The organism is Flavobacterium araucananum, assembly GCF_002222055.1.
Lineage (GTDB): Bacteria > Bacteroidota > Bacteroidia > Flavobacteriales > Flavobacteriaceae > Flavobacterium > Flavobacterium araucananum.
This window is the reverse complement of sequence record NZ_MUGS01000002.1, coordinates 32,995-53,878: the sequence shown is the minus strand read 5'-3', so window position 1 is coordinate 53,878 and position 20,884 is coordinate 32,995. Positions and strand designations below refer to the sequence as shown.

Sequence of the window (20,884 nt, the reverse complement as noted above, 5' to 3'; positions counted from 1 at the left end):
AAAAGAAATGAAAATTAAAAATATACTCATAGCAGGAAGCGTTTGTTTCCTAGCCCTTTTTAGCTGTACAGATATTAGCGAAAATGTGTACGATAAATATCCGGCAGACGAATTTTATGGCACACCAGAAGGAGCAAATATTGCTCTTGCTAGTGTTTATGCCGAAATTCCGGGTGACTTTCAACGTAACAATATACCGGGTGTTGGTTATGCAGGAGCAGATAATGGCTGGTACGACATGAACTGTATGGCATCAGACGAGCAGGTAATTCCGCATAGAAACACCGGAGACTGGCAACAAGACTTTGCCCGTTTACACAAACACGAATGGTTACCAACAGATTTTATCATAAACAATACCTGGAACTGGTTGTACAAATCTATTTTTAATGCAAATTTGGCAGTCGAATTATTAGAAAAATCAAATGCCGAAACTTCAAAAATTGCCGAAGCCAAAGTATTGCGTGCATTCTTTTATTATTTATTGATTGATGATTTTGGTGATGTTCCTTTTTATACCAATAACAATATTACGGTTGACAAAATACCACAATCAAGTCGTAAAGAGGTTTATGCTTTTATTGTTAAAGAATTAACCGAAAACGTAGAGTTACTTTCCGGAACAAAAGGAGGAAATTATTACGGAAGATTCAATAAATGGGCGGGTTATACTTTGTTGGCAAAAGTATATTTAAATGCTCAGGTGTATACCGGAGAATCAAAATGGAACGAATGTTTAGCGGCTTGTAACAAAGTGAGCGAAGGCAACTTTACGCTACATTCAGGTGCAGCAAATGCCTCTAGCCCATTAGGAAATAAATATTACGAATTGTTTGGTGATGTACTTCCTGATGATGAAACTATTTTACCTATCTACGCCACTCTGGATGTTGTTTCCCGTAACATTTATGCTGTTCGTAGCGTATACGGTCCGCATGGTACTGCTTTATTTGGCATGGCGGGCTGGAACGGAACTATTGTCCCTAAAGATTTCTTCCTGAAATATGACGTAAATGATATTCGTAGAAAACAATTTTTATTTGGCGAACAACCCGGAGGATTTAATTATACCCTTGATGTTGCTTCTTTAGACAATCCGGGAGCAGCTCCTCAAGCAGGAGTGCGTAATATTAAGTTTTATCCTGCGGGAGCAAAAAGTGGTGGAGGAGCTTCGAATGACTTCCCTATTTTTAGATACGCTGATGTAATTTTAATGATAGCCGAATGTAATACCCGTTTAGGAAATCCAGGTGCCGCAAAACCTTTTATAGATCAAATCAGACAACGTGCGGGATTGAATGCATTAGCTGCAAACCCAACGCTGGATGATATATACAACGAAAGAGGATTCGAATTAAACTGGGAAGGTCACAGAAGACAAGACATGATACGTTTTGACAAATTTTTATTGGCAAACGAATTCAGACCTGCATCTCCTGCTTATCGAAAACTGTTCCCAATTCCAACATCGGCTTTAGACGCAAACAAAGGTCTGAAACAAAATCCGGGTTACTAAAAACAAAACGATCATGAAAAAATATATAAATAAATTATTGGTATTAGGGAGCGTGCTTTTTTTAGGCATTTCCTGCGAAAGTGAAGCCGAATTAACGACACTAAAAGCAGTAAGCTTTCCTGCTGCGATCGAAGTTTCTGCAAGCACAATTATCCTTACAGAAGATACGGCAGATGATAATGTTTTACTCGTATCGTGGCCGGCAGTTACGTTTCCTATTGCGGCACCTGTGACTTATGCCATACAATTTGATTTAACTTCTGATACCAGTGGCAGTAATGCGTGGCAAAAAGCAAAACGAATCGAAGTGGGTCAGGATGTTTTAAGCAAAACATTTACAGATCAGGAGTTAAATAAAATAGCAACCGATTTAGGACTTGCACCAGATATTGCCGGAAAATTAGTCGTTCGTGTAGAGGCTGCAATGGATCGTAAAATCTATTCGAATCCGCTTACAATAACGGTTACTCCTTATGAAAAAAGTGTTGTCTTTGGCGAAATCTATATGCCGGGAGCCTATCAGGGAGAATTTAATGTCGACAAAGGTTTGGCCTTAACAGCCATCTCAAAAGGTGTTTATCAAGGTTATGTTACCGTACTTCCGGGTTATGGAACTATATTTAAATTAAATACAGCCAGAAACTGGGATCAATTTTATGGAGCAGGCGATACAAATGCCAGTTTAAAAAACATGAGTGATACCAACTTCAATTTACCCGGTGAAGGCTCTTTTCAGGTCAAAGTAAACTTGAATACTTTGACATGGAGTTCTACTCCTTATGCCTGGGGAATTGTAGGTTCATCAACACATGCGGCTACACCCGAAGATAAAGATTACGGATGGAATCACTCTATCCCGATGTCCTACAACCATGAAACTAAAACCTGGAAAGTTACTGCCAACTTATTAGCAGGCGCCTTAAAATTTAGATTAAATGACAAATGGGATGTAAACTATGGTCCTGCAGATCCTACAACAAACACCATTAATAAAGATAATGGTGGCGCTTATGATATTCCTGAAGCAGGAACTTATGAAATAACCTTTACTATAGACGATGTAGACCCAGCATCTACAGGTTATCCTGCAACTGCAACTTGTACTATCGTTAAAAAATAATCTAACATTTTAATACGCTAGATTAGTTTGAGTGATACCTGCCTTTTTTGAGCGAAAGGCAGGCTATCTTAAACACCGGGCTTATTAAAAACCAAATTCAAAAAAAATGAAATCAAATATAAATATCGTCTACACTTTACTGCTTGCATTAGCATTTATTTCGTGTAGTTCATCAGATAGCGATTCAGCCCAGGCTCCGCCTTCTCCTTATACCCAATACGGAACTGCATTCGAAAAAATGCCTAAAAAAGAAGATGCTGTAATCTATCAGGTAAACATTCGTGCTTTTAGTTCTGCCGGAACCTTAAAAGGTGTTCAGGAAAGACTTACCCAAATTCAGGAGTTAGGTGCCAATGTTATCTATTTAATGCCTGTATATCCTGTCGGGAAAATAAAAGCTTCCGGAGAATTAGGTTCTCCTTATGCCGTGCAGGATTACAAAGCGGTAAATCCCGATTTTGGATCCTTGCAAGATCTTCAGGTTTTGGTAGAAGAAGCACATAAAAAAAACCTTGCTGTAGTTCTGGACTGGGTTGCCAATCATACCGCTTGGGATAATGCCTGGATTACACAACACCCGGGCTGGTATCAAAAAAATGACAAAGGAGAAATTATTATTCCTCCCGGAACCAATTATACAGATGTAGCCCAATTGGATTTTAATAATACCGAAATGAAAGATGCAATGATCGATGCCATGTCATACTGGGTTTACAATGCAAACATAGACGGTTTTAGATGTGATTATGCAGATCTGGTCCCACAGTCTTTTTGGTCTGATGCCATAACAAAATTAAGAAGCATCAAAAAAAATCAAACCTTGTTAATGTTAGCCGAAGGGTCTAAAGTAAACCATTTTGCTTCTGGTTTTGATTATACTTTTGGGTTCAATTTTTTCAGTACATTAGAAAAAGTATTTAAAGAAAGTACCCCGGCAACAACAATTCAGGATTCTAATGCTACAGAATATGCAAACAATTACAATCCTGAAAACAGAATTGTAAGATACACCAGCAATCATGATGTAAACCTGTCAGACGGAACACCATTAGACCTTTTTGGAGGCAAAAAGGGATCTATTGCTACGTTTGTTGTCGCAGCTTATTTAAAATCAGTACCAATGATCTACAACGGACAAGAAATTGGATACGACAAAAGAATTAATTATTTTGCCAAAACACCTATCGATTGGTCGACTGCTGATGCTGCTATGCTAGCCGAATACAAAAAAATTATTGCTTTTAGAAATACAAGTGCAGCCCTAAAAAAAGGAGTCTATACCGGATATAGCAGCAATGCCATAAGTGCTTTTACGATGGTAAATGATACCGAAAAAGTTTTGGTATTGTCTAATTTAACCAATAATACCATAAAATATCTGGTTTCCCCTGTCTTGAAAGCAACCTGGAAAGATGCTTTTTCAGGAGCTTCTGTAACTCTTGGCAGCGAAATTACGTTACAACCATTTCAATATTTAGTATTGAAAAACTAATACCCACGCAATTTTAAAAACAAAATTAGATTTGCAAAAAACTAAAATAACATGAATTTTCAATCCCAAAAAATATTGCTTCAGATTCGCAGCAAAAAAATAGCGTTGTTCCTTTTTGTTTGTGCCAATTCTCTATGGATTCAGGCTCAGGAAATAACTTCTCCAAACAAAAATCTATCCCTGAAATTTGAATTAAAAGAAGGCGGAATCCCTTCTTACCAATTATCATATAAACAAAAAGCAGTTATAAAACCAAGTTCTTTGGGTTTAGAACTACAAAATTTGCCTTCGTTTTTGGATGGTTTTACCGTTACAAATACAGCACAATCTACAGTAGATGAAAATTGGAATCCTGTTTTAGGTGAAGAAAAAACAATTCGCAACAATTACAATGAATTGGTTGTTACATTAACGCAAGCAAAAAACAACAACCGATACATTCGCATTCGTTTTCGTTTATTCAACGACGGATTAGGTTTTAGATATGAATTTCCGAAACAAAATGATTTGAATTATTTTGTTATTAAAGAAGAACGTTCTGAATTTAATCTGGCCGGAAATCATAAAATTTTCTGGATTCCGGGAGATTACGATACCAATGAATATGCGTACACAACGTCGAAACTTTCTGAAGTGCCTTCGTTAATGAAAAAAGCAACAATCGATATCAATTCGCAATGGCCTATTAAGGAATTAGCAGTGCAAACACCATCTATGATGAAGTCTGATGACGGTTTGTATATCAACATTCACGAAGCAGGTTTGATCAATTATCCGGCGATGTATCTGGAACTGGATGCTGTAAATTACAAAATGCGCAGTCATTTGGCCCCTGATGCCGTAGGTGCAAAAGGCTATATGCAAACTGATGCGCAATCGCCATGGAGAACTATTGTTGTAAGTGATAAAGCCACAGAAATTCTGGCTTCAAAATTAATCCTGAACCTCAACGAACCAACAAGTTACAAAGATGTTTCGTGGATAAAACCGGTAAAATATATCGGAATCTGGTGGGAATATTTTGTTGCCGGAAAAAGTACGTGGGCATTCGGTAAAGAAACAAACGTAAAATTAACGGATGATTTTACCAAACTTACGCCAAACGGAAAACACGGAGCCACAACAGAACGTGCAAAAGAATATATTGATTTTGCTTCTAAAAATGGTTTTGATGCAATCCTGATCGAAGGATGGAATATTGGCTGGGAAGACTGGATCAACAACTGGAAAGAGGAAGTTTTTGATTACGTAACCGCTTATCCGGATTTTGATGTAAAAGCAGTACATGAATATGCGGCTTCAAAAGGTGTGAAAATTATCATGCATCACGAAACTTCAGGATCTGCAACCAATTATGAGCGTCGTTTAGATCGTGCTTTTCAGTTTATGAATGACAACGGTTATGATGCCGTAAAAACAGGTTATGTAGGCAAAATTATTCCGCGTGGCGAACATCATGACGGACAATGGATGGTTAATCATTACATAAATGTAGCCAAACGCGCTGCCGATTATAAAATCATGATTGATAGTCACGAAGCGGTTCGTCCAACGGGTTTGCACCGAACTTTTCCTAACTGGATTGCACAAGAATCTGCACGCGGAACTGAGTTTGAATCAATGGGAGGATTAGCGCCGGATCACACGACGATTTTGCCTTTTACCCGTTTAATGGGTGGCCCGATGGATTATACTCCTGGCATTTTCCAGACAGATCTTTCGTATTACGGAACCGGAAGTACGCAACGTGTCAATACGACTTTGGTAAAACAATTGGCTTATTATGTTACCATGTACAGTCCGTTGCAAATGGCAGCTGATATTCCCGGAAACTATGAGCGTTTTCCAGATGCTTTTCAGTTCATTAAAGATGTCGCTGTAGATTGGGATAACAGTTATATTCTAGAAGCTGAACCGGGAGACTATATCACGATTGCCCGCAAAGCAAAAGGAAAAGATGCTTGGTTTGTGGGAGGAATCACAGACGAAAACGCAAGAACTGCCAACATTACTTTTGATTATTTACCTGCCGGAAAAAAATTCATAGCCACAATTTATGCTGATGACAAAGAAGCCAACTGGAACAAAAACCCGCAAAAATATACCGTGACTAAAGTTGTTGTAACCTCAAAAACAATTTTAAAACAGTATTTAGCTCCCGGTGGTGGCGTTGCCATTAGCATTAAAGAAGGAAATACCACAGAATTAAAGGGATTGAAGAAGATTTAATTTAAGGTTCTAAGTTGCTGAGAGACTAAGTCTCTAAGTTTTTTCTGCCACGAATTTCACGAATTAAGCTTGTTTTCTTAATCTCAAAGAGATTAAAAATTTGTGCTAATTCGTGCAATTCGTGGCGAAAAAAACTATTGTCCTTTTTGGACAAAAATTAAAATTTTACTACTTGAAAACTATTAACCACAAAATGTTTGTCAAATTTAAAACAATGCGAGTGAGAATGAATTTTAGTTAGAGATGCTGACAAGCATGCAAAAAAAAGAAATTATGAAAATCAAAATTACCACTAGATTATTTCATTTCACGAAAGCAGTAGTCTGTTTTCTATTATTATTTGCAAGTTCAGTTTATGCGCAGGACCCTGCTCAGTATGGTACGCCCTACACAGGAGTTCCGGACCCAAGAGACGCCAATATTTATCAGGTTCATATTCGTCCGCATAGTGCTTCCGGAACTTTAGCCGCAGTTACCTCTGATCTGGATCGTATTAAATCGCTTGGGATCAATGTACTCTATTTAATGCCTATTTATCCTTACGGAACCGATTCAAGAAGTTCCAACTCTCCTTATTGTATCAAGGATTACAAAGCTGTAGGTTCTGAATATGGATCGCTTACAGATATGCGCAATCTGGTTGCTGCAGCACATACCAAAGGCATGGCTGTCATGCTTGATATTGCTGTAAACGGAACTTCATGGGATCATCCCTGGACTGTATCTCATCCGGAATATTATCAAAGAACCGGAACAACAATCAATCAGCTGGCAAACTTTAGCGATATAGCAGCACTGGATCTTAACAATACTGCACTTAGGGCAGCCATGAAAGATGCGATGCGTTATTGGATTTTTGCAGCCAATATCGACGGATACCGTTGTGATTTTGCCAATAATCCTCCTCTTGATTTCTGGACAGAAATTATCAGTAACTTAAGAGGAATCACTTCTCATAATTTATTAATGCTTGCCGAAGGAGATCGTTTGCAAAATTTTCAGGCAGGATTTGATATGAATTTTGGTGATAAATGGTTTTACGATGCCTTGAAAAATGTTGCAGGCGGAGGTCCGGTTTCTACAAGATTTCAAACCACAAACGACATGGAATATACGTATGCAACAGGAAGTCAGCAAGAAGTAAGATGGACTGCAAACCATGACTCAGAAAACAACAGCGATACCGCTCCTTTTACAGTATTTAAAAGTAATGCCGGAGTAGTCGCAAATTTTTTAGTTTCGGGTTATATGAAAGGGGTTCCTTTTTTAACCAGCGGACAGGAGGTAGCCTTCAATCAGGTAATCCCCTGGCCTTATACCAGTGTAAAAATCAACTGGAGTAATACCGCCGCTACACCGGAATTTGCCAAGATCCTTAATTTTAGAAATAGTAGTGCCGCAATCAGACGTGGTACAATGACACCTTATGCCAGTGATGATATCTGTGCCTTCACCAAAACATTAGGTACAGAGAAAGTTATTGTAATGACCAATCTTAGAAATGCAAGTAAAACATTTGTGATTCCGGCAGCATTGGCAGGAACCTACAAAGATGCCTATACCGGTGCTACAGTAACATTGGTTTCCGGAGCTACACAATCTTTTAATGCTTTTCAATACATTGTTTTAACCAATACAAATGTTGCAGTTGTAGCCGTTACAGGAGTTTCGGTTAGTCCAACAACAGTAACGGTAGGTTTAGGCTCTACACAGCAACTTAATGCGACTATTGCTCCGGCAAATGCAACCAACCAAAACGTAACCTGGACATCAAGCAATACAGCTGTAGCAACTGTAAATGCCTCTGGATTAGTTTCGGCGGTTTCAGCAGGTACAGCAACTATTACCGTTAAAACCGTTGACGGAAACAAAACAGCAACTTCGGCCATAACAGTTGCAGCAATTCCGGTTGCATCAGTAAGTGTTTCGCCAACAACCGCAAGTTTATATGCAGGAAACACACAACAGCTTCTGGCAACAATTGCTCCGGCAAATGCTACCAACAAAACAGTAACATGGAGTTCTAGTAACACAGGAGTTGCAACTGTAAACTCCTCCGGATTGGTTACAGCAGTTTCGGCAGGAACGGCAAATATTACCGTAACAACACAAGATGGAAGCAAAACCGCAATTGCAGCAATAACTGTAAACCCAAATACTAATTTTACCGTTTATTTATATAAACCATCGACTTGGGGAACCGGAATCAAAATTTATTATTGGAGTGCTTTACCTGCCGGAGTTTTAGCAGATGCTTCATGGCCGGGTGTAAACATGACCGATGCCGGAAATGGCTGGTACAGTTATACGTTTACAAATGTAACTTCGACCAATTTAATTTTTAATGACGGAACAAATCAGTCTTCAGATTTAACCCGAAACAAAACCGGTTGGTACATGAATACTACCTGGTACGATTCTAACCCGGGAACTGGTGTAGCCGTTACAGGAGTTACATTGTCGCCAAGCACAGCTGCTTTATTAGTGGGTGCAACGCAACAATTGACACCAACAGTTGCACCTGCAAACGCAACAAACAAAACAGTCAATTACAGTTCAAGCAATACTGCCGTGGCAACTGTTAATGCATCTGGGTTAATAACTGCTGTAGCAAGCGGCTCAGCAACAATTACAGTAACTACTGTTGACGGAAGCAAAACAAGTACTTGTACAGTAACGGTTTCTACCGCTACAGGAACAGGACCTTATTACACCATTAAAAACAGATGGACAGGTGCTTATTTATCTGATGCGGGAGCCAATGTAGGTTACGGAGCAACGGCTTCGAACAACAATTACAAATGGCAAAAAATTGCGATCGATGCTACTTATTTTGTGCTAAAAAATGTGGCAACGGGTGAGCTAATGAATATCGAAAGCCAAACCGGAAACGTTCAGTCTAATATAACAGATACTACTTTTTGGAGTGCTCAATGGTCTGCCGATTATATTGACGGAACCTGGATTAGAATTAGAAACAGATGGCAAACAGGAAACATAATTCATGTCGAAAACCAAACCGGATCTGCACAATATGGCAACTCTCAAGATGGTTGGTTTAGCGCACAATGGCAATTGGAAACCACAACAATTTCTGGTTTAGCCGCTAAAGCTACACTCAAAACAGACGAAATTTCGGCTATAGAAAAAGCGATTAGTATATATCCTAATCCTTCGATTGACAATGAATTTAATGTTTCATTGCCAGAATTAGAATCCGGAGATACCGCTTTGATTACCGTTTCTGATATGAACGGAAAAGTGGTCTTAACTCAAAAACTTTCAACATCAGGACAAATCAAACATCATTTAGCGTCAGGGATTTATATCGTAAACATAAATGCTGCTGCTTTGCATGTGACTAAAAAACTGATCGTAAAATAATTTCGTTTTATTAAAGTAAAGGGCGTATGAAAATTTTCATACGCCCTTTTTTATTTTTGCCACGAATTCTCCAAATTAGCACAAATTCTATTTATAAAAATTCGAGTAAATTAGTGAAATTCGTGGCAAACTTTTTAAGAGTTACTCTCCCAACATTTCCATCAATTCCAGAGCTCGTTTGGTCGATTTTACATTTTCGAAAGTCAACAAAAGTCGTAAACCATTTGGTGTTTGTTTTTCTTTCATCTGGCAAAGATTACTGTGTGTCGTCACAAATTTTATCATTTTATGAAAACGCTTCGATTGGTAATAATCTGATTGTTGATCCGAAACAAAATAACCAATCATTTTGCCTTTTTTCATCACTAATTTCTCGATCCCCACACTGGTGGCGATCCATTTGATGCGAATACTATTCATTAAGGCATTGGCACGCGGAGGCATAGGTCCAAAACGGTCAATTAATTTGTTTTGAAACACAACTAATTGCTCTTCATTTTTTACACCACCTAACTCATTATATAAACTCAAACGCTCGGTGACATTATTGATATATTCATCAGAAAATAACAATTCAAAATCAGTATCGATTTGTAGATCTTTTACATATTCCTTCGTTTCAATATCGTTCTCTGCCGGATATAAATCTTTGAATTCATTTTCTTTTAACTCTTCGATGGCTTCGTTCATGATTTTTTGATACGTATCAAAACCAATTTCGTTGATAAAACCACTTTGTTCACCACCTAACAAATCTCCCGCACCACGAATCTCAAGATCTTTCATAGCGATATTAAAACCACTTCCCAGTTCGCTAAATTGCTCCAAAGCCTGAATACGTTTTCTCGCATCTTCGGTCATGGATGAATACGACGGACAGATAAAATAACAGAATGCTTTTTTATTGCTTCGACCTACGCGACCGCGCATTTGATGCAGATCAGACAATCCGAAATTATTGGCATTATTGATAAAAATCGTATTGGCATTGGGTACATCCAATCCGCTTTCGATAATCGTTGTAGCTACCAAAACATCAAAATCACCGTTCATGAATCCTAACATCAATTCTTCGAGTTTAGCACCTTCCATTTGTCCGTGACCAATTCCTACTCTGGCGTTTGGAACCAAACGCTGAATCATTCCAGCCACTTCTTTTATATTTTCGATTCGGTTATTGATAAAGAAAACTTGTCCGTTACGCTGAATTTCATACGAAATCGCATCACGAATGATTTCTTCATTAAAACCAACCACATTTGTTTCTATTGGATATCTGTTTGGCGGAGGTGTTGTAATAACGGATAAATCCCTTGCTGCCATTAACGAAAACTGAAGCGTTCTCGGGATTGGTGTCGCCGTTAATGTCAATGTATCGACATTTGCCGCAATGGTTTTAAGTTTGTCTTTTACGTTCACTCCAAACTTTTGTTCTTCATCGACAATCAATAAACCCAGATCTTTAAAAACTACATTTTTGTTGACCAATTGATGCGTTCCAATAACAATATCAAGTTTTCCTTCGGCTAAATCTTTTAGGGTTTGTGCTTTTTGTTTTGCTGTTCTAAACCTGTTCAAATAGCCAATTGAAACCGGCATATCTTTTAATCGTTCTGTAAAAGTTCTGTAATGTTGGTATGCCAAAATAGTTGTAGGAACCAGAATTGCGACTTGTTTACTATTGTCAACAGCTTTAAAAGCAGCACGAATAGCAACCTCCGTTTTTCCGAAACCTACGTCTCCACAAACCAAACGATCCATGGGACGATCGCTTTCCATGTCGGCTTTTACTTCCTGCGTCGATTTTGTCTGATCCGGTGTATCTTCATAGATAAACGAACTTTCTAATTCGTTTTGCAAATAACTATCCGGTGCAAACTGAAAACCTTTTTCTAAACGACGTTTTGCATACAACTGAATCAAGTTGAAGGCAATATGTTTGACGCGCGCCTTGGTTTTTTGTTTTAAAATTTTCCAGGCGTTCGATCCTAACTTATAAATTTTGGGCGGCGTTCCGTCTTTGCCGTTGTATTTAGAAATTTTATGAAGCGAATGTATACTTACATAAACGATATCATTGTCTGCATAAACCAATTTTATGGCTTCCTGCGTTTTGCCTTCGACCTGAATTTTTTGCAATCCTCCAAACTTTCCAATTCCGTGATCGATATGAGTTACATAATCGCCAACCGAAAGTGCCGTTAATTCCTTTAGCGTAATATTTTGCTTTTTAGAATAACCATTTTTGATGTTGAATTTATGATAACGCTCAAAAATCTGGTGATCTGTATACGCCGTAATCTGATTTTCTTCGTCGATAAAACCTTGGTATAATGGCAGAACAACGGTATGATATTGCTTGCGAATATTCTCTGAATTGGCTTCGTCTAAAGTTTCAAAAATATCATGAAAACGTTTTGCCTGAGTTTCATTCGAACAGAACAAATAATTCTTGTATCCGTTAAAATGGTTGTCGCTCAAATTATTCAACAATAAATCAAATTGTTTGTTGAAAGAGGGTTGCGGCTGAATATGAAAATCGAACGTTTTTGTTGTTTTAAAGATTGGTTTTGAAGCCAATTCTACAATCGAAAAATCTAATGCACGTTTGATAAACGAAGCTTGATTTAAGAATAACTGTTCCGGTTCTGCGTGTTTTATTTCTTTTGCCAATTTCTCAAAAGCTTCTTCTGCCCTTGCAAATTGTTTGTCTAACTGGCTTAAAAGTCCATCTGTGTTCTGAATAAAAACAACTGTTTTCTCTGCAATATAATCTAAGAAACTTTCGCGATTTTCCTGAAATATTTTATTCTCCACATTCGGGATAATCGTGATTTTTTTATGTGTCTCGACAGACAATTGTGTCTCGACATCAAAGCTTCTGATACTATCTACTTCGTTACCAAAAAACTCAATACGGTAAGGATGATCGTTTGAAAAAGAGAATACATCGACAATCCCTCCACGAACCGAAAACTCTCCGGGTTCTGTAATAAAATCGACTCTTTTAAACTCATATTCGAACAAAACTTCGTTGATAAAATCAATCGAAATTTTATCATTCAAAGCCACTTTCAACGTGTTTTTATCTAATTGCTGACGTGTTACCACTTTCTCAAAAAGTGCCTCGGGGTAGGTAACAATTATAGCCGGTTTTTTACGGGAATTAATCCTGTTTAGAACCTCAGCACGAAGCAAAACATTGGCATTATCAGTTTCATCAACCTGATAGGGACGACGAAATGATGCAGGATAAAACAATACATCCTGCTCACCAATCATTTGCTCAAGATCGTTCAAATAATAAGCGGCTTCTTCTTTATTGTCTAAAACAATCAGAAAAGGCAACTCTGCTTTTTTAAAAACAGCGCGTATAACAAATGAAACTGCAGATCCCAACAAACCGTTAAGATGCATTTTTATCTGATTCTGTTCTACTAATTGTGTGGCAATCTGCTGATTTTTGGGCAGATTATCATACAACGTATATAAGGCATTTTTACTCAACTTTTGGTGTATTTTGATCTATAATTTGTGACCTGATTGGAACTGGATTCGTATTTGGAATCGCACGTGTTGTATCCAGCATTTTTAAGAAATCCTCTTCTCCTTCTTCTTTTGGAATCTTGCTTTTTACAAAAATATTATCCATTTGCCTTTCCAGAGACACGAGTTCTTTATTGATTTCTCCAATTAAAAAAGTCACTTTTTCTGCCGGAATTTGATTGAGATGAATAAACAAATCCATCATTTTGATCTTAGTAATCAAAATAGAAATTCGGCTTTTTATAGCAGGAACATTAAATTCTGCCGGAATATTATTGTTTAAAGCCATTGCTTTTTTCGAAATCGCAGCTGACTTTTTCTGGAATGCGCCAATTGTTTTTCGGGGTTTATCTCCAATCTCTTTTAAAAATTCGCGCCATTCATTCCATGAACTTACTTTTTGTTCTGAAATCTCGTTGATTGGCTCGTCAATAAACACCCAGCTTTTATTGATACTATTAAAAATAACTTCCTTTTTTTTAGCTTCTTTTTCATTTTCAGCACGACGTTTTTCATCTTCATTTTGACATGAATTTAACACAAAAACAAAAAGTAGAAAAAGAGATATTTTATATTTCATTTGGTAAAACATTAAGCTACAAAGTTACAAAGTAAATTTACAATTACGAATTCTGTTTTTTGCTAAAGATTCTATAAATCGGTCAAGTTTTTTTGCCACAGATTTCGCGGATTAAACAGATTAACGTAGATTACTTTTGGGAATCTTTACTTGGAAAATTTTACCACAAAGTGCGCTAAGTTTTTTTTAAATCGCGCAAAGTCACAGAGCCGCAAAGTTTTTTCTTTTTAAGTTTTTCTTTCTGACTCTGCGACTGTGCGCGAAATAAATTAGCAAACTTTGCGTAAAATGTTGTGAACTTTGCGGTAAAAATAACCTGCGTTAATCTGTTTAATCCGTTCAATCTGTGGCTAAATTTGTCCTTAAATTAAATCCTGCAATAATACTCTCACAGAGAATAATCTAAAAAAGCATCTTTATCATTATTAAATTTATAATTTGTTCTTGAGAAAAAGGAAATTATTTGCGAAAACGTTATATTTGTACATCTAAAAAAACAATACAAATGAATCCAAAAATATTGATCATTGGCGCTTGCGGTCAAATTGGGACTGAACTGACTCAAAAACTTCGCAAATTATACGGAACAGAAAATGTTATTGCTTCTGATATTCGAAAATTAAATACTGACGTTGTTAATTCAGGTCCGTTTGAAGTGGTCAATGCTTTAGATTTTAATCAAATAGAGCACCTTGTTGAAGTACATCAGATTACTGATATTTATTTGATGGCGGCACTTTTATCTGCTACTGCCGAGAAAAACCCTGCATTTGCCTGGGATTTGAATATGAATTCACTGTTTCACGTTTTGAATTTAGCGAATGCAAAAAAAATAAAAAAAGTGTTCTGGCCGTCAAGTATTGCCGTTTTTGGACCTACAACTCCCAAAGAAAACACCCCTCAATATACGGTAATGGAGCCTTCTACGGTTTACGGAATTAGCAAACAAGCAGGAGAAAGATGGTGCGAATATTATCACAATATTTATGGTGTCGATGTTCGAAGCATTCGTTATCCGGGTCTAATTAGCTGGTCTACGCCTCCTGGTGGCGGAACTACAGATTATGCGGTTGATATTTTTTATAAGGCTATTGCAGATAAAGAATATGAGTGCTTTTTGTCGTCTGAAACCAAAATGCCTATGATGTATATGGATGATGCAATTGAGGCTACTATTAATATTATGAAAGCTCCGGCTGAAAAAATAAAAATACATTCTTCATACAATTTGGCTGCGATGAGTTTTACGCCAACTGAAATTGCTAATGAAATTAAAAAACATATTCCTGAATTTAAAATTACTTATAATCCTGATTTCCGTCAGAAAATTGCCAATAGCTGGCCTGCCAGTATTGATGATACCGAGGCAAGAGAAGATTGGGACTGGAAACATACTTTTGATCTTGAATCGATGACGAAGGATATGTTGGAGCATTTGGGATAAAACTAAAAAAACCGTTTTTGGTTTGAAATTTTATTATTTTTGATATCATTATTTACTGAATATCAATTCATTGATAAATTTAACTTTCAAACCAAAAACGTTATGAAAAAATTATTTTTTCTCCCTTTTATTTTTCTTCTTTTTCTCTTTAGTTGCAATAAAAAGCAAGACAATACAGATTCGTCTACAGGATCCGGCGACGAAGATTTTCTTAAACTCTCTGAAGAATATATTACAGGAAGCCTGGAATTTACACCTCAATTTGGGGTTTATTTAGGACTTCATCAATACGATGGCAAACTTGGCCATTTTAGCAAACCTAACCTTGACAAACGACTTGCGGCTCTTAAAAAATTCGATCAGGAATTTTCGGCAATTGATTCTACTACTTTAAGCAAGAGAAATTATTATGATTGGAAAATCATTAAATCGAACGTAAAAAATGAATTGTTTTCATTTGAAGATTTAAAACTTTACACTAAAAACCCCATGATTTATGCCGGAGCAATTGATGTAAACATTTACATTCAGCGCAATTTTGCTCCAATCGAACAACAGATAAAATCGATTATTGCAATCGAAAAAGAAGCTCCGCAATTTTTTAAGGATGCCAAAACAAACTTGCAGGATTCTCTTGCGTTACCTCATATAAAACTGGCAATTGATATTGCAAAAGGTTCTGCTTCGTTTTTAGGAAATGATCTTTTGGTCGCTTTAAAAGAGGTAAAAAACGATACTTTGATGAAGTCTTTTAATGATGCCAATAAAAAAGCAATTGCTGCCATTACAGATTTTGCTGCTTTTTTAGAAAAAGAAAAACTACCCAAAGCAAATAATAAATATGCGATTGGGGTTGACAATTATAAAAAAATGTTGCTGTATCAGGAAGAAATTAAATTGTCTCCAGATGAAATTTTAGCAATTGGTTTAAAAGAATTAAAGAAAGAACAGGCTTCGTTTAATGCTGCTGCAAAAATCATTAATCCCAATAAAAAACCTGTTGATGTTTATAACGACATGCAAAAAGAACATCCTACTGCTGCCGATTTGATCCCGCATGCCAGAAAAAACATCGAAGCGATCCGACAATATCTTATCGATCATAAAATTGTTACGATGCCATCTGAAGTACGTGTTAAAATTCAGGAAACTCCTGCTTATGCAAGATCTACAAGCACGGCGTCTATGGATTCTCCGGGACCTTTTGAAACAAAGGCAACTCAGGCTTTTTATTATATTACACCTGTTGACCCAAAATGGACTCCAAAACAACAAGAAGATTGGCTGGCACAATTTAATTATTATACGACCGATATTGTTTCTATTCACGAAGCTTATCCGGGACATTACACTCAGTTTTTACATTCGAACGCTTCTAAAACTTCTAAGATCCAGAAAGTTTTTATGAGTTATGCTTATGTGGAAGGTTGGGCACATTATACTGAAAAAATGATGATCGACGAAGGTTACGGTAATACTGGCGATCCTATTAAAGCTGCAAAATATCGTCTGGCACAATCTGGCGATGCTCTTTTGCGTATTTGCCGTTTGTGTGTTTCGATCAATACACATTGCCACGGAATGAATGTTGATGATGCTACTACGTTTTTTATGAACAACTGGTATCAAGGTGACAAACCTTCTCGTCAGGAAGCTTTGCGCGGTACTTATGATCCCGGTTATTTGTTTTATACTTTGGGAAAATTACAGATTTTGAAACTTCGCGAGGATTATAAAAAACAGGAAGGAAGCAATTATAATTTGCAAAAATTTAATGATGCGATGCTCGACAATGGTATGCCACCTATTCAAATCCTGAGAGAGATTTTGTTGAAAGATGAAAAAACCTGGAATGCTATTTTATAATTAGAATTTTCTAAATTAGTTTCTTCAAAATAAAAACTCCCGTTTAAAATTCATTTCTGAAAATTAAACGGGAGTTTTTATGTTAAAAAAAAGGCTATTTTACCTCATAAACATTGTTGGCAGCTTTTACATCCGCCATTAATCCGCTTGGATCTATGGTGATTTTTTTGATCGCTGTTTTGTTTTTGTCTATTGTAAAACTATAGTTCGATTGCGCCCATGCCCAATCCTCTAAAACCGTTCTTTTTACGTTTGGATTTGGATTTGGTTTAATGAAATTCATCATTCTTAACGGAATGTAAAAACTCTCCAAAGTTCCGTCAGTATATTCAACTGTTAAATCTATAGGCATTGGCATTCTGCCAATTCTCTCCAAACTAACTGTTGTTTTTCCTGCGTTATCAGCCACCTCTTTTATTCCGTAATCAATTGTATTAGTCGTTTCTGTCCAATCGATTAAATACCAGTCTAACTCTGCTCCCGAAACTCTTTCGGCAGATCTTTTGATATCGTTTGGTGTTGGATGCTTGAATTTAAAATCATTAAAATATCTCTTTAAAGTAGCATCAACATTTTCTTTACCTATTACATATTCTAATTGCGATAAAAAGATGCTTCCTTTTACATAAGCCGAGATACTGTAAGGTCTGTTTTCGTCGTAACGATCGCCATGAGTGCCTTGTGGTTGCTCTTTTCCGGATTGTACTAATTGGTAATAAGCTGCATAATTCCCTTTAAACGGATTTACTTCTTTTTTATCTCCTTTTAATTCATTCAAAGCACTGTCTTCAATATAGGTTGTAAAACCCTCATCCATCCAGGGATGTTTAGACTCATTTGAAGCCAGAATGTGCTGAAACCATGAATGTCCTAATTCGTGGGTTGCAGTTCCTAAAATTCCCTGAAGCGTTCCGTTTCCTAACATCAAAGTACACATTGCATACTCCATCCCGCCATCTCCACCCTGAATAAACGAATATTGTTTGTACGGATATGCGCCTACTCTATGGTTGTAATAATCCATTACTTTTACCATTAAAGGCTCTAACTGTTTCCAGTTTTCAGTTGTTTTAGGATTGTTTTTATAGAAAAAATGCAAATCGACATCGTTTGGTCCTTTTACAATATCATGCGTATATTCTTTATCTGCTGCCCAGGTAAAATCATGAACATTTGGTGCAATAAAATGCCATGTTAATGTTTTTGTTTTCTTAGGGTACACAACTGTTACACCTGCATCTTCATACCCGTGACCAATTTCGTTTTTGTCCTGCAAATAACCCGAACCTCCAATAGTATAAGCTGCATCGAGTGTGATTTTTACATCAAAATTACCCCAGACACCGTGAAATTCTCTCGCAATGTATGGATCTGCGTGCCAGCCTTCAAAATCAAATTCGGCCAATTTAGGATACCATTGTGACATCGACAATTCTACCCCTTCAGAATTATTGCGCCCTGAACGACGAATTTGAACTGGAACCTGTCCGTCAAAATCTAAGGTAAAAGTAGTTTTAGAATTTGGTAAAATTGGTTTCGCCAAAGTTACTTCTAAGATCGTTCCTGAGGTTCTGGTTTGAGCCGTTACACCATCTTGTTTTAGATTGGTGATTTTTAGAAACCCAATTTCGTTAGGTTTTAAAGTTTCAATTCGGCTTTGTTTTGTTTCTTTTCCGTCAGCACCTTTTACTTTGGTTACCATTCTTCCGTCAGGATCTTTGATCGAATGTAAACGTCCGTCCATTTCGCTTCCGGGCTGAAAAGCATTTGGAAATAAATGGTAAAAAACCTTTTTTAAGGTATCAGGAGAATTGTTGGTGTACACCAATTCTTGTTTCCCTTTGTACTGATAGTTTTTTACATCCATCGAAACCTCCATTTTGTAATCAACATGTTGTTGCCAATACGGAGCACTTTGTGCAAATGCTGAGTTTAATCCCAAACTCAAAAAAGAAAGTAGTATAATTTTTCGCATCATTTTTTCAATAAAAATGGAAGAGTTGCCACTCTTCCATTAGGTTAATATTGTGTGTTGTTTTATTTTTTAGACATTTTTTCTGCCATTAATAAAGCATTATAAGCATTGACCATTTTACCCGTTCTGGAAGATTCCGCAGAAGAAACTGTTACAGGTTTTTGATCCGGATTTGGATTTTCACCTAAAACTACCATCGAAGGAAGCGCTACTCCAGAATCCATTAAAATTTGTTTTACTTGTGATGCTTTTAGTTTTGGATAGTAAGAACGAATTAACGCCGCAACTCCTGCTGCATTTGGAGACGCCATTGAGGTTCCTTGCAAATACTTGTACTTATTGTTTGGAACCGTTGCATAAATCTCTTCTCCCGGTGCAAAAACATCTACATTTATTTTTCCGAAATTGGAGAAAGGTGCTACTACATTTTCTCCATACCCTTTATTGATTGCGCCAATTGTAAGTACATTATCGGCAAATTCTTTGATGTTGTCTTCAGAATCATTTGGATAATTGATGTTTTCTGTTTTATCAATATCGTATCCGTCATTTCCTGCTGCGTGTACAATTAAAACATCTTTTTTGGCTGCGTATTTTATGGCATCATAAACCCATTTTTTGTGTGGAGAAAAGCTTTTTCCAAAACTTCCGTTAATTACTTTTGCTCCATTATCAACTGCATAACGAATTGCCAATGCAATATCTTTATCATATTCGTCTCCATCCGGCACAGCTCTAACGGTTAGTATTTCGACATTGTTTGTAACACCGTCTCCACCTAAATTATTCCCACGAATTTGACCAATAATACCGGCAACGTGAGTTCCGTGAAGCGCTTTTTCTTTATCTGGTCCAAAAACTACATTATTTCCGTAATGTGCATCTTTGATATCTTCGGGATTGTCACCTACGATTTTTCTTCCGTCATAATCCTTATTCAAATTATAATTGAACTGATCGTAAACTGATTCTCTGTAATCTTCTAACTCTGCTTCCGGATCAAAAGTTGGTCCTGCATTAGTCAAAATTTGAGTCATGACCATTTTACTTCTGGATACTTTTGGGTCAGTCGAAGTAATTTTGCTTAAATCTTCTAATTTATAGTTGGTTTTATTTAGCTCTTTTTTAATCGTATTATGAACATCTATTAAAAAGTCTACTTGTTGTTTGTCTTCTATAACTTTTTTAGATTTTTCTTCATATTGTGCCAGTGCATTTTTGTATTCGGCAGAACCATCATCGCCTTTTTTAACAACACGTGTCATTTCAAGATTTTCATGAACAGCATTTCCAAGGAAATTCCATCCATGCACATCATCAATAAAACCATTTTTATCATCATCGATTCCGTTACCCGGAATTTCTTTAGGATTTGTCCAGATCATTCCCTGCAAATCCGGGTGTTCAATATCAACTCCTGAATCTACAATACCTACAATTACTTTTACTCCTTTTTTTCCTTGCAATAATTCGGCATAAGCCCTGTCAACACTCATTCCTGGAATCGAATCTTTGATTAAATCAAGATGACTCCATCTTTTTAATTCGTTTTCGCTAAGTGGCGCTTTTTTAACAACAGCTAACGGAGCAGTAATCAATTCTTTAGAGGAAGAAGTCTGTGCTTGTACTGATGCAGTGCCTGCTAAGGCAAGTAAAACCCAAGCAGATAAAGTAAAAGGTTTAATATGATTCATTATATAAATTTTTAATATGTGTTAAAACAAGCGCCTAA

At 36.8% G+C, this 20,884-nt stretch carries 11 protein-coding genes; 7 read left to right on the top strand and 4 right to left on the bottom strand.

Annotated features, from left to right (window positions below; translation table 11 throughout):
• The first annotated feature begins 7 nt into the window (after positions 1–7).
• The 5 genes from B0A64_RS00560 to B0A64_RS25465 all read left to right on the top strand — a co-directional run bounded on the left by B0A64_RS00560 (position 8) and on the right by B0A64_RS25465 (position 9,741).
• Entirely contained in the window at positions 8–1,516 is a 1,509-nt protein-coding gene (locus B0A64_RS00560) for a RagB/SusD family nutrient uptake outer membrane protein (protein ID WP_089477605.1), read from the top strand.
• 13 nt (positions 1,517–1,529) lie between these two features.
• Entirely contained in the window at positions 1,530–2,636 is a 1,107-nt protein-coding gene (locus B0A64_RS00555; RefSeq protein WP_089477604.1) for a SusE domain-containing protein, read from the top strand.
• 106 nt (positions 2,637–2,742) lie between these two features.
• On the top strand, positions 2,743–4,128 hold the full coding sequence (locus B0A64_RS00550) for an alpha-amylase family glycosyl hydrolase (RefSeq protein ID WP_089477603.1): 1,386 nt from the start codon (positions 2,743–2,745) through the stop codon (positions 4,126–4,128).
• A gap of 51 nt (positions 4,129–4,179) precedes the next feature.
• Positions 4,180–6,357: a glycoside hydrolase family 97 protein gene (locus B0A64_RS00545; RefSeq protein ID WP_089477602.1), complete on the top strand. Its 2,178-nt coding sequence runs from the start codon at positions 4,180–4,182 to the stop codon at positions 6,355–6,357.
• A 273-nt stretch (positions 6,358–6,630) separates the two neighbouring features.
• Positions 6,631–9,741, top strand: coding sequence for an Ig-like domain-containing protein (locus B0A64_RS25465; protein WP_244285319.1), 3,111 nt, complete (start codon positions 6,631–6,633; stop codon positions 9,739–9,741).
• Between the two features lie 141 nt (positions 9,742–9,882).
• Here the strand turns inward: B0A64_RS25465 and mfd are convergent, their stop codons facing one another.
• Together mfd and B0A64_RS00525 are read right to left on the bottom strand one after the other, a co-directional pair.
• On the bottom strand, positions 9,883–13,248 hold the full coding sequence (gene mfd / locus B0A64_RS00530; RefSeq protein ID WP_089477601.1) for a transcription-repair coupling factor: 3,366 nt from the start codon (positions 13,246–13,248) through the stop codon (positions 9,883–9,885).
• Positions 13,241–13,867 carry a hypothetical protein gene (locus B0A64_RS00525; protein WP_089477600.1) on the bottom strand — a complete coding sequence of 209 codons (627 nt, stop codon included), beginning with the start codon at positions 13,865–13,867 and terminating at the stop codon, positions 13,241–13,243. Before B0A64_RS00525 ends, mfd begins: the two co-directional genes overlap by 8 nt.
• A gap of 505 nt (positions 13,868–14,372) precedes the next feature.
• On the opposite strand from B0A64_RS00525, the gene B0A64_RS00520 reads away from it, so the two are divergent.
• Together B0A64_RS00520 and B0A64_RS00515 are read left to right on the top strand one after the other, a co-directional pair.
• A complete protein-coding gene (locus B0A64_RS00520; RefSeq protein ID WP_089477599.1) occupies positions 14,373–15,311 on the top strand; it encodes an L-threonine 3-dehydrogenase in 939 nt (312 codons plus the stop codon).
• 102 nt (positions 15,312–15,413) lie between these two features.
• Positions 15,414–17,177, top strand: a complete 1,764-nt coding sequence (locus tag B0A64_RS00515; RefSeq protein ID WP_123875867.1) for a DUF885 domain-containing protein — start codon at positions 15,414–15,416, stop codon at positions 17,175–17,177.
• 94 nt (positions 17,178–17,271) lie between these two features.
• Here B0A64_RS00515 and B0A64_RS00510 read toward each other — a convergent pair whose 3' ends face one another.
• Positions 17,272–19,152, bottom strand: coding sequence for a M1 family metallopeptidase (locus tag B0A64_RS00510; protein ID WP_089477597.1), 1,881 nt, complete (start codon positions 19,150–19,152; stop codon positions 17,272–17,274).
• A gap of 62 nt (positions 19,153–19,214) precedes the next feature.
• On the bottom strand, positions 19,215–20,846 hold the full coding sequence (locus tag B0A64_RS00505) for a S8 family peptidase (protein ID WP_089477596.1): 1,632 nt from the start codon (positions 20,844–20,846) through the stop codon (positions 19,215–19,217).
• Positions 20,847–20,884 lie beyond the last annotated feature (38 nt).

Coding starts and splice junctions, on each gene's coding strand:
- B0A64_RS00560 (WP_089477605.1), top strand. CDS start 8: ATGAAAATTAAAAATATACTCATAGCAGGAAGCGTTTGTTTCCTAGCC.
- B0A64_RS00555 (WP_089477604.1), top strand. CDS start 1,530: ATGAAAAAATATATAAATAAATTATTGGTATTAGGGAGCGTGCTTTTT.
- B0A64_RS00550 (WP_089477603.1), top strand. CDS start 2,743: ATGAAATCAAATATAAATATCGTCTACACTTTACTGCTTGCATTAGCA.
- B0A64_RS00545 (WP_089477602.1), top strand. CDS start 4,180: ATGAATTTTCAATCCCAAAAAATATTGCTTCAGATTCGCAGCAAAAAA.
- B0A64_RS25465 (WP_244285319.1), top strand. CDS start 6,631: ATGAAAATCAAAATTACCACTAGATTATTTCATTTCACGAAAGCAGTA.
- B0A64_RS00525 (WP_089477600.1), bottom strand. CDS start 13,867: ATGAAATATAAAATATCTCTTTTTCTACTTTTTGTTTTTGTGTTAAAT.
- B0A64_RS00520 (WP_089477599.1), top strand. CDS start 14,373: ATGAATCCAAAAATATTGATCATTGGCGCTTGCGGTCAAATTGGGACT.
- B0A64_RS00515 (WP_123875867.1), top strand. CDS start 15,414: ATGAAAAAATTATTTTTTCTCCCTTTTATTTTTCTTCTTTTTCTCTTT.
- B0A64_RS00510 (WP_089477597.1), bottom strand. CDS start 19,152: ATGCGAAAAATTATACTACTTTCTTTTTTGAGTTTGGGATTAAACTCA.
- B0A64_RS00505 (WP_089477596.1), bottom strand. CDS start 20,846: ATGAATCATATTAAACCTTTTACTTTATCTGCTTGGGTTTTACTTGCC.